Annotated in this window: 10 protein-coding genes; all 10 read left to right on the forward strand. The window is 61.8% G+C overall.

Annotation, left to right across the window (positions count from 1 at the left end; all coding sequences use genetic code 11):
- The first annotated feature begins 1 nt into the window (after nucleotide 1).
- The 10 genes from PMI26_RS08170 to PMI26_RS08125 are packed head-to-tail and all read left to right on the forward strand — an operon-like array spanning nucleotide 2 to nucleotide 6,498.
- On the forward strand, nucleotides 2-547 hold the full coding sequence (locus tag PMI26_RS08170; RefSeq protein WP_007977236.1) for a PilN domain-containing protein: 546 nt from the start codon (nucleotides 2-4) through the stop codon (nucleotides 545-547).
- A complete protein-coding gene (locus tag PMI26_RS08165) occupies nucleotides 534-1,082 on the forward strand; it encodes a hypothetical protein (protein ID WP_007977238.1) in 549 nt (182 codons plus the stop codon). Before PMI26_RS08170 ends, PMI26_RS08165 begins: the two co-directional genes overlap by 14 nt.
- Nucleotides 1,082-1,600 carry a hypothetical protein gene (locus tag PMI26_RS08160; RefSeq protein WP_007977240.1) on the forward strand — a complete coding sequence of 173 codons (519 nt, stop codon included), beginning with the start codon at nucleotides 1,082-1,084 and terminating at the stop codon, nucleotides 1,598-1,600. The genes PMI26_RS08165 and PMI26_RS08160 overlap by 1 nt, the downstream gene beginning before the upstream one ends.
- Nucleotides 1,597-3,423 carry a secretin N-terminal domain-containing protein gene (locus PMI26_RS08155; RefSeq protein WP_007977242.1) on the forward strand — a complete coding sequence of 609 codons (1,827 nt, stop codon included), beginning with the start codon at nucleotides 1,597-1,599 and terminating at the stop codon, nucleotides 3,421-3,423. Before PMI26_RS08160 ends, PMI26_RS08155 begins: the two co-directional genes overlap by 4 nt.
- A gap of 2 nt (nucleotides 3,424-3,425) precedes the next feature.
- Nucleotides 3,426-3,899, forward strand: coding sequence for a type II secretion system protein (locus PMI26_RS08150; RefSeq protein ID WP_007977244.1), 474 nt, complete (start codon nucleotides 3,426-3,428; stop codon nucleotides 3,897-3,899).
- A 4-nt stretch (nucleotides 3,900-3,903) separates the two neighbouring features.
- The gene (locus tag PMI26_RS08145; RefSeq protein WP_007977246.1) at nucleotides 3,904-4,278 is read left to right on the forward strand and encodes a type II secretion system protein; all 375 of its coding nucleotides are present in this window, start codon (nucleotides 3,904-3,906) and stop codon (nucleotides 4,276-4,278) included.
- On the forward strand, nucleotides 4,253-4,792 hold the full coding sequence (locus PMI26_RS08140; protein WP_007977248.1) for a type II secretion system protein: 540 nt from the start codon (nucleotides 4,253-4,255) through the stop codon (nucleotides 4,790-4,792). The genes PMI26_RS08145 and PMI26_RS08140 overlap by 26 nt, the downstream gene beginning before the upstream one ends.
- Nucleotides 4,789-5,178, forward strand: a complete 390-nt coding sequence (gene csgE, locus PMI26_RS08135; protein WP_007977250.1) for a curli production assembly/transport protein CsgE — start codon at nucleotides 4,789-4,791, stop codon at nucleotides 5,176-5,178. Before PMI26_RS08140 ends, csgE begins: the two co-directional genes overlap by 4 nt.
- Nucleotides 5,175-5,615: a curli assembly protein CsgF gene (locus PMI26_RS08130; RefSeq protein WP_007977252.1), complete on the forward strand. Its 441-nt coding sequence runs from the start codon at nucleotides 5,175-5,177 to the stop codon at nucleotides 5,613-5,615. Before csgE ends, PMI26_RS08130 begins: the two co-directional genes overlap by 4 nt.
- 31 nt (nucleotides 5,616-5,646) lie before the next feature.
- On the forward strand, nucleotides 5,647-6,498 hold the full coding sequence (locus PMI26_RS08125) for a CsgG/HfaB family protein (RefSeq protein WP_007977253.1): 852 nt from the start codon (nucleotides 5,647-5,649) through the stop codon (nucleotides 6,496-6,498).
- Nucleotides 6,499-7,144 lie beyond the last annotated feature (646 nt).

Genomic DNA, 7,144 nt, shown 5'->3' on the forward strand with positions numbered 1-7,144 from the left:
CATGCGCCCCCTGATGCTCGACTTTCAGCCGCGCCGCCGTGCAGGTCCCCTGGGCTGGAGCCTGCTGGCTGGTGGCGTGGTGCTGACACTGACTTGCGCTCTGGTGCAGCAGCACCTGAGCAACGAGGCCGAACAACAGCAGGGCCACCTGCAAACCACCCAGCGGGTGCTCACCGGCGACAACGGCAGCAAGCCCGGCCTGACCCCGGCGGAAACTCGCGAGCAGGCGCAGAACCTGGCCGAAATGCGCAAGGTCTCCCAGCAGTTGCGCCGCCCTTGGGAGCGTCTGTTCGCCACGCTGGAAGCCATGCCGCGGGACAACATTGCCCTGCTGACCCTGACCCCGGACGCCCGCAAAGGCCAGGTCCGGATCAGCGCCGAGGCGATGGACCTGGACGCCATGCTCGATTTCCACCGTCGCCTCGAAGCCAGCGACGAGCTGTCCGACGTGTCGCTGCTGAGCCACGAAATTGTCGCCAACGTGCCGGAACACCCGGTGCAGTTCAACCTGTCGGCTACCTGGGAGATCGGCGATGCAAATCCATAAATTGATCGTCCACGAATACCTGCAAGGCCTGGGCGTTCCGGGGCTGGCAGGGTTGGCCATGCTGGTGCTGGCGCTGAGCTATAGCCTGGCCGGATTGCTGCCGGACTGGCAGTCGCTGCAAAGCCTCAACCAGCAGACCCGCGAAGCCACCGAGTACCTGGCCAAGGTTGAAGACGGCACCGTGGCTGCACCGGTGGTGCCGCAGCGCCAGCTCGACGATTTCCGCAGCAAGTTGCCGTCCCAGCCCCAGGCCACCGTGGCCATCGACAAGATCTACGCCCTGGCCGCCCAGGAGCGCATCACCTTGTCCCGGGGCGAGTATTCCCTGGGCGTGGATCCCAAGACGCACCTGGCCCGTTATCAGATTCTGCTGCCGGTGCGTGGCAGCTATCCGCAATTGCGGCGTTTCCTGCACGCCTTGCTCGGCCAGTTGCCGGCGGTGGTGCTGGAGGATGTGGAGTTTCAACGCAAGAAGATCGCCGATACCGACCTGACCGGGCGGATCCGCATGACCCTTTACCTGTCGAGGTCATGATGAATACCAAGCGAGTGGTGGGTTGGGTGGTGTTCTTCGGTGTAGCGGCAGCGCTGGCCTGGTTCCCCGAATACTTCAAGCAGGCTGACGACAGCGACCCTGCGCTGGCCGCCGTGGCCACGCCAGCCAAAGGCAAGGCCCCGGGCGCCGCGACGGCTGCAGCGAGTGCCGCGGCGGTAGTGCCGATCAAGGACCTGAGCCCGGCAGGCGACCTGTTCGCCGCCCGCAGCTGGAAAGCGCAGGCGGTCCTCGGCACCGTCATTGAACAACCGGTGGTCGTGACGCCAGAGGTGCAGGTCCCCACTGCACCGCCGATGCCCTTCCAGTTTGTCGGCAGGCTGGATGACCGTTCCGATCTGCAGGTGTTCTTGCAGAGTGGCGAAAAAATTTACGTCGTGCGCAAAGGGGATGTCATCGACGAAACCTGGCGGATCGAGCGCATTTCCAAAGAGGAGCTGAGCCTGGTCTATCTGCCTCTGCATTTAGCTCAGACTTTGTCTGTGGGGAGTACGGAATGAACAAATCCCGTTTGCTGATGAGCCTTTGTCTTTGCGCAGGGCTGGCTGCATGCAGTTCGGCGCAGGTCGCCAAGGAAGAAGCTTCCGCCCTGATGGAATCTGGCCAGTACGAAGCCGGCCTGGCTCGCATCGAACAGGGGTTGCGCGAGAATCCTCGCGATACCGATCTGCACATCGCGCTCAATAGCGGTCGGGCCCGCGCCGTGACGGCACTGCTGACCCAGGCCGACATGGACCGCGCCCAGCGCAATTTCGCCGGGGCCCGCATGGGCTACAGCCGGGTCCTGGGCATCGAGCCGAACAACCGTCGTGCCCAGGACTCCCTGCGCCAGCTCGACTACCTGCGCAGCATGGACGAGAAACTCGAACTGGCCCGTGGCGACCTGCGTCGCGGTGACATCTACGGTGCCGACCGCCAGGTCAAGCAGATCCTCGAACTGGACCCGACCAACGAGGGCGCCAAGGAGCTGCAAGACAACATCCGCCTGGTACAGAGCCGCAACGTGGTGCAGTACCCGCAGCTGCGCACACGCCTGGACCGGCCGGTGACCCTGGAGTTTCGCGACGCCAACCTGAAGACCATTTTCGAAGTGCTGTCCCAGGTCGCCGGCCTGAACTTCATCTTCGACAAAGACCTGCGCCCGGACATGAAAGCCACGATCTTCGTACGTGACGTGCGCATCGAAGACGCCGTGGAATTGCTGCTGCAACAGAACCAGTTGCACCAGAAAGTGGTGAATGAAAACACCTTGCTGATTTACCCGGACTCGCCGCAGAAGCTCAAGGATTACCAGGAGCTGGTGATGCGCACCTTCTACCTGACCAGCATCGATGCAAACACCGCGCTGAACATGATCAAGACCATGCTCAAGACCCGCGACGTGTTCGTCGATGAACGCCTCAATACCCTGACCATGCGCGACACCGGCGACGCCATCCGCATGGCGGAAAAACTCCTGCAATCGCAGGACCAGTCCAACCCCGAAGTGGTGCTGGAAGTGGAAGTGATGGAAGTCGCCCGCCAACGCATTCTCGACCTTGGCCTGCAATGGCCCAACACCTTCGGTGTGATCAACAGCGACGGCTCGCCAGTGTCCATCCTTGACCAGCTCAAAGGCATCGACTCGAGCCGGATTTCCATCAGCCCGGCGCCCCAGGCCAAGATCAACGCCCAGGACAAGGACATCAACACCCTGGCCAGCCCGGTGATCCGGGTGAGCAACCGCGAACAGGCGCGCATCCACATCGGTCAGCGCGTGCCGATCATCAGCGCCACCTCGGTGCCTTCGACCCAGGGCCCGGTGATCACCGAAAGCGTGACCTACCTCGACGTCGGTCTGAAGCTTGAAGTGCAGCCCATCGTGCACCTGAACAACGAAGTGGCGATCAAGATCGCGCTGGAAGTCAGTAACGCCACGCCGCTGACGCCGACCGCTCAGGGCACCATTCCAGTCCAGGTTGATACCCGCAACGCCCAGACCACCTTGCGTCTGCATGATGGCGAAACCCAGATCCTCGCCGGTCTGGTGCGCAACGACCATGGCAGCAGCGGTAACAAGATCCCTGGCCTTGGCGACATTCCTGGCCTGGGCCGTCTGTTCGGCAGCAACAAGGACGATGTCAGCAAGTCCGAACTGGTGCTGTCGATCACTCCGCGGATCGTGCGCAACCTGCCGTACCAGAGCCCGTCGGATATGGAATTCCCGACCGGCACCGAAACCAGCATGCACATCCAGGCCCCTGACCGTTCGATGAACACGACGGTCCAGACCGGCCCCATGAGCGCACCGATCGCCACCACCGTTACCGTCGGGAAGCCATGATCATGAACGCCTCGCAACGCGGTTTTACCCTGATCGAAGTCGTGGTGACGCTTGCCCTGATCGGCCTGTTGGCCGGCATGGCCGCACCGCTGACCGAGACGGTGGTGCGTCGGGGCAAAGAGCAGGAACTGCGGAACGCGCTGTACCAGATCCGCGATGGCATCGACGCCTATAAACGCGCCTTCGACGCCGGTTACATCGAGAAGACGCTCGACAGCAACGGCTACCCGCCGAACCTGAAAGTGCTGGTCGATGGTGTACGTGACGTGCGCAGCGCCAAGGGGGCCAAGTTCTATTTCCTGCGGCGCATCCCCCGTGATCCGCTGGCCACCGTCAAGCGTGACGACGAGGGCGGCTGGGGCCTGCGTGCCTATGACAGTTCGGCTGAGAACCCGCGGGAGGGCCAGGACGTCTTTGACGTTTACTCCAAGGCTCGCGGTAAGGGGCTCAATGGCATCGCCTATCGGGAGTGGTGAGCATATGCGTCGGCAAAAGGGTTTTACCTTGTTGGAACTGATGGTGGTCATGGCAATCATCGCGACCCTGATGACGATCGCCATGCCACGCTACTTCACCAGCCTGGAAGCCTCTAAAGAGACCACCCTGCGCCAGAGCCTGTCGGCCATGCGCGAGGCGCTGGATCATTACTACGGGGACACCGGGCGATATCCCGACTCCATCGAACAGCTGGTTGAACTGCGCTACCTGCGCAACCAGCCGCTGGACCCGATTGCCGAGCGCAAGGACACCTGGGTCATGGTCGCGCCACCGGAAGGCGTGGCGGGCGGGGTGGCCGATATCAAGAGTGGCGCCTCCGGGAGGGCTCGTGATGGCAGCCTTTACTCCGAGTGGTAAGCCTTCGGGCCAGGACGGCTTCACCTACCTGGGTGTGCTGTTTCTGATTGTCGTGATGGGCATGGGCCTGGCCAGTGCCGGCGAATTGTGGGCCACCGCTTCACGCCGGGATCGCGAAAACCAGTTGCTCTGGGTCGGAACGCAGTATGCCCAGGCGCTGCGCAGCTATTACCGCAGCTCGCCCGGCGTCGCCATGTACCCCAAAGAACTCGCGGACCTGTTGCAGGACGAGCGCTTCCCGTCGGCCAGGCACCATATCCGCAAGTTGTACCCGGAGCCGATGACGGGGGGCGAATGGGAGCTGATACGCGGTGTCGACGGACGCATCAGCGGTGTGTACTGCTCCTCCACGGAGAAGCCGCTCAAGCAGGTGAACTTTCCCAGCCAGTGGTCGGACTTCAATGGAATGGCCAGCTACAAGGACTGGCAGTTCGTGGCCGAAAAAGCCTTCCTCGATGACACCAGCGGGCAGCCGAAAGCACAGTCCACTGCACCTCAGGCATTGCAACCTTGATCCGGCACTGGCTCGCGGCACTGGTCCTGACGCTGGTGACGAGCTTCGCCTCGGCGCAAGACGACGAGATGCTGGGGTTCATCATCGACGACACGATTTCGCACATCGGCCATGACTTCTATTACTCGTTCAGTGAACGCCTGCGTGCCACCAGCCCGATGGATTTCAACCTGGTGGTGCGCGAAAGACCTTCGGCGCGCTGGGGCAGCCTGGTGACCGTGGAGTTTCAGCAACGGCTGGTTTATCGGCGCTTCCTGCCGCCGAACACAGTGGAGTTGAAAGACGAGGCCTATGAGGCTGCCGACCAGGTTCGCATGGAGATCGTGCGGCGCAAGCTGGAAGTCTTGTTGCAGGACACCACCGACCTTGAGAGGGACGAAATATGAAGGAAACAGCTTTCGGCAAGCGTACGGGACTGTGGTTGCTCGGCCTCTGGTTTTCCGGGGCGGGAAGTGGTGGCCTGGTCCATGCCACAGAACTGGTCTACACACCCATCAACCCGGCGTTCGGCGGCAACCCGTTGAACGGCACCTGGCTGCTCAACAACGCCCAGGCGCAGAACGACTACGACGATCCCGATCTGAACAACCGTACCCCTGTAGTCGGCACTTCGGCGCTGGAACGGTTTACCAGTCAGTTGCAATCGCGGTTGCTGGGGCAACTGCTGGACAACATCTCCACGGGCAACACCGGGAGCCTGTCGACTGACGCCTTTATCGTCAACGTCATCGACGACTCGGGCGCTTTGACGATCAACGTGACCGACCGGGCAACCGGTGAAGTGTCGGAAATCCAGGTAAACGGCATCACCACCACCCCTTGATGGGGATATGGGCCGATGGGGAGTTATGGATATGAAAAGAATAATGCTGCTAGGGATGCTGTTGGCGGTGCTTTGCGGCTGTGGTCTGCGTGAACCGATGTCCGCTGAACAGGACACTGAAACGCCGACCCTGACCCCCAGGGCGTCGACCTATTACGACCTGTTGAACATGCCACGCCCCAAGGGCAAGTTGATGGCGGTGGTGTACGGTTTCCGCGACCAGACCGGGCAATACAAGCCAACCCCGGCCAGCTCGTTTTCCACCAGCGTGACCCAGGGCGCGGCGAGCATGCTGATGGACGCCTTGCAGGCCAGTGGCTGGTTCGTGGTACTGGAGCGTGAAGGGCTGCAAAACCTGTTGACCGAGCGCAAGATCATCCGCGCCTCGCAAAAGAAACCCAATACACCGGTGAACATCCTCGGTGAGCTGCCGCCGCTGCAGGCGGCAAACATGATGCTCGAAGGCGGGATCATCGCCTACGACACCAACGTGCGCAGTGGCGGGGAAGGGGCACGCTACCTGGGCATCGACATTTCCCGTGAGTACCGCGTGGATCAGGTCACGGTGAACCTGCGGGCGGTGGACGTGCGCAGCGGGCAGGTGCTGGCCAACGTGATGACCAGCAAGACCATTTATTCGGTTGGTCGCAGTGCCGGGGTGTTCAAGTTCATCGAGTTCAAGAAACTGCTTGAGGCCGAGGTCGGCTATACCACCAACGAGCCGGCGCAGTTGTGTGTGTTGTCGGCGATCGAGGCGGCGGTGGGGCATTTGCTGGCCCAGGGGATCGAGCGGCGGTTGTGGCAGGTGGCGGGGGACAATTCCCAGCCTGTGCAGAATGAGACGCTGGAGCGGTATCTGACGCAGAACGAGGTGGATGATTAGGAACTACCCAAGGCTGCGATCTTTTGACCTTGGCGGCCTCCGAGCCGACCAGGTTCTTGGGTGATTGAGTACATATCCGTTTCTTCGGTAACGGCCACTTACGGTTCCGCTCTTACAGCGGGTCACTTTGGCAAACGCCCCAAAGGAACCAAAGGTCTCGCCCCTTACGTACGGCCCCTCGCTGAGGCTCGGGGTTCCTTCGCTCCGGCATTCATCCGGGGGCATTGCCCTCCGGTCGGCTTCGCTTCGACCTACATGCAATGAGTTCGACTGCGTCGAACGGCGCTGCGCGCCCATCCCCGGATGAACACCTCCACTCAGCCTGCCGAGGGGGCGGGTGGATCAAGAGCTGCAGGCGAGCTAACGCTCGGCCTGTTGAGTGGTGAGAAGCGTGGATGTACGCCGACCCACTGTAGGAGCTGCCGAAGGCTGCGATCTTTTGATCTTGATCTTCCGCCCCCTTCGACATGGTCAAAAATCAAAATCAAAAGATCGCAGCCTTCGGCAGCTCCTACAGGGAAACACTCTCCCATCAGTACCAGGTCGCCCGGTAGGCACCTGTGGGAGCGAGCCTGCCCGCGAAGACGGCCTTCCAGCCGACCAATTTCTTGGGGCTGTACTCGGCACCTGTGGGAGCGGGCTTGCT

Origin of the sequence: Pseudomonas sp. GM33, assembly GCF_000282295.1 — a bacterium.
Classification (GTDB): Bacteria; Pseudomonadota; Gammaproteobacteria; order Pseudomonadales; family Pseudomonadaceae; genus Aquipseudomonas; species Aquipseudomonas laurylsulfatiphila.

Coding starts and splice junctions, on each gene's coding strand:
- PMI26_RS08140 (WP_007977248.1), top strand. CDS start 4,253: ATGGCAGCCTTTACTCCGAGTGGTAAGCCTTCGGGCCAGGACGGCTTC.
- PMI26_RS08160 (WP_007977240.1), top strand. CDS start 1,082: ATGAATACCAAGCGAGTGGTGGGTTGGGTGGTGTTCTTCGGTGTAGCG.
- PMI26_RS08145 (WP_007977246.1), top strand. CDS start 3,904: ATGCGTCGGCAAAAGGGTTTTACCTTGTTGGAACTGATGGTGGTCATG.
- PMI26_RS08150 (WP_007977244.1), top strand. CDS start 3,426: ATGAACGCCTCGCAACGCGGTTTTACCCTGATCGAAGTCGTGGTGACG.
- PMI26_RS08130 (WP_007977252.1), top strand. CDS start 5,175: ATGAAGGAAACAGCTTTCGGCAAGCGTACGGGACTGTGGTTGCTCGGC.
- PMI26_RS08125 (WP_007977253.1), top strand. CDS start 5,647: ATGAAAAGAATAATGCTGCTAGGGATGCTGTTGGCGGTGCTTTGCGGC.
- PMI26_RS08165 (WP_007977238.1), top strand. CDS start 534: ATGCAAATCCATAAATTGATCGTCCACGAATACCTGCAAGGCCTGGGC.
- PMI26_RS08155 (WP_007977242.1), top strand. CDS start 1,597: ATGAACAAATCCCGTTTGCTGATGAGCCTTTGTCTTTGCGCAGGGCTG.
- PMI26_RS08170 (WP_007977236.1), top strand. CDS start 2: ATGCGCCCCCTGATGCTCGACTTTCAGCCGCGCCGCCGTGCAGGTCCC.